Origin of the sequence: Bartonella birtlesii IBS 325 (genome assembly GCF_000273375.1) — a bacterium.
Lineage (GTDB): Bacteria > Pseudomonadota > Alphaproteobacteria > Rhizobiales > Rhizobiaceae > Bartonella > Bartonella birtlesii.
Map to the genome: position 1 here is coordinate 668,489 of NZ_CM001557.1, position 2,219 is coordinate 670,707.

The following is a 2,219-nucleotide window of genomic DNA, read 5'->3' on the forward strand; positions in this document are numbered from 1 at the left end:
CAACCAGCCCAATGGATTCGGCAGCTGAAAGTACAAATCTTACTCTCATAAAAAGTAAAAAAGACAATAAGATAAAATTTGATCTAGCGAAGGATCTTGTAGTCGATAAAGTACAAACAGGAAACAATACCTTAGATGCAACAGGCTTAGTGATTGGCAATGGTCCCAAAATAACCCCTTCTGGTATAGATGCTGGTGGTAAAAAGATCTGGGCAATTGCACATGGTGATATTTCAAAAGATTCAACCGAGGCAGTAAATGGTTCTCAGATTTATAAATTAACAAGAGGTTTAGCAATTAATACTACTGACGAACGATTTAGAGATGCGGTAGCTGATGAAAAAGATTCAATTGCTATTGGTAATCTGACAAAAGCCTTAAATAAGGGCACGGTTGCTATTGGTTCTTATGCAACAGCCAGTGCAACAGATGCAATTGCTATTGGTCATCTTGCAAAAAGCACCAAAGGCGATGCGATCGCTATTGGTACTAATACAACCGGAGACGCCTCTAATTCGATTGCTATTGGTCATGTAGCAAAGGCCATGCAAGAAGAAACAGTTGCTGTTGGTAACTACGCAGAGGGCCAAGCATATCGATCGGTTGCTATTGGTTATAATGCAGAAGCATCAGTTGGTAATAGTATTGCTTTAGGTTCATTATCTATCGCAGATGTCAAGGGTGGTGGTGCAGGTTATGATCCTGTTACTAAAGGGACCTCAAATAAACAGGACACCGCATGGATGTCTACAAAAGATTATGGCGCGCTGAGCATTGGTAATGCTGAGAAAGGTATAACCAGACAGATTATGAATGTTGCAGCTGGTAGCAAAGATACCGATGCTGTGAATGTTGCGCAGCTAAAAGCTCTACAAAACACTATAAACCCCAATTGGGAGCTTTCTGTTAACGGTGAAAATAAGACCAATGTTAATTCAACCAACCCAATGGATTTGGCAGCTGGAAGTGCAAATCTTACTCTTACAAAAGGTGGTGAAGACAATAAGGTAAAATTTGATCTAGCTAAGATCATTATAGTCGATAAAGTACAAACAGGAGACAATACCTTAGACGCAACAGGCTTAGTGATTGCCAATGGCCCGAAAATAACCACTTCTGGTATAGATGCTGGTGGTAAAAAGATCCAAGCAATTGCAAATGGAGATATTTCAAAAGATTCAACCGAGGCAGTAAATGGTTCCCAGCTTTATAAATTCACAAGAGGTCTGGCAATTAACACTACTGGCAAAGATTTTACAGATGCGGTAGCTGATGCAGAAAACTCAGTTGCTCTCGGTAGCAAAGCCATAGTTGGTAAAAGCTCTGTCGGTGGGCTTGCTTTTGGTTACGGTGCATCTGTAGGTAAAGATGCTAATAAAACTGTGCTAAATGGAATTGCCTTAGGTACAAATGCATCTGTATCTGGTGAAAATGGAGTTGCTCTTGGTGCAGGCGCAAAAGCTAATGACGAATTTGCATTTGCTCTTGGTGCTAACGCAAGTTCCACCGAAGGAGGTGTTGCTATTGGTGCTAATGCAGACGCAGTGATAGATTCGGTTGCTATTGGCCACAAAGCAACAATTAATGGTCAAGGTTCGATTGCTATTGGTGTTAATGCAATAGCTAAGAGTGTCTCTTCGGTTGTTATTGGTGAGAATGCACAAGCTTTAGATTGTGATATAGTTATTGGTTCTGATGCCTATGCCGATAAAAAAAGCTATGATGCTCTTGTTCTTGGTAATTCAGCAAAGGTTGCAGAAGGCTCCGAAAGGGCAGTTGCTATTGGTTCTTATGCAAATGCATCAGTTAGAGATAGTATTGCCTTAGGTGGATCTTCTATCGCAGATGTTGAGGCTGGTGTTGCAGGTTATGATCCTAGAACCAGAAAGAACGAACCTAAACAAGACAACACATGGGTCTCTAGTCTTGGCGCACTGAGCATTGGTGATGCTAAGCAAGGCCTAACCAGACAGATTGTAGGTGTCGCAGCGGGTACCAAAGATACCGATGCTGTGAATGTTGCGCAGCTAAAAGCTCTACAAGACGCTACATACCCAAATTGGGAGCTTTCTGTTGATGGTAAAAATAAAACCAATGTTAATGCAGACAACCCAATGGATTTGGCTGCTGGAAGTGCAAATCTTACTCTTACCAAAGGTGAAAAAGACAATAAGGTAAAATTTGATCTAGCTAAAGACATTGTAATCGATAAAATACAA

The 2,219-nt window shown here is 41.0% G+C and carries 1 pseudogene; it reads left to right on the plus strand.

What is annotated here, in order from left to right:
- Positions 1-2,219: pseudogene (locus QWU_RS10115) on the plus strand (hypothetical protein); the annotation flags it as partial.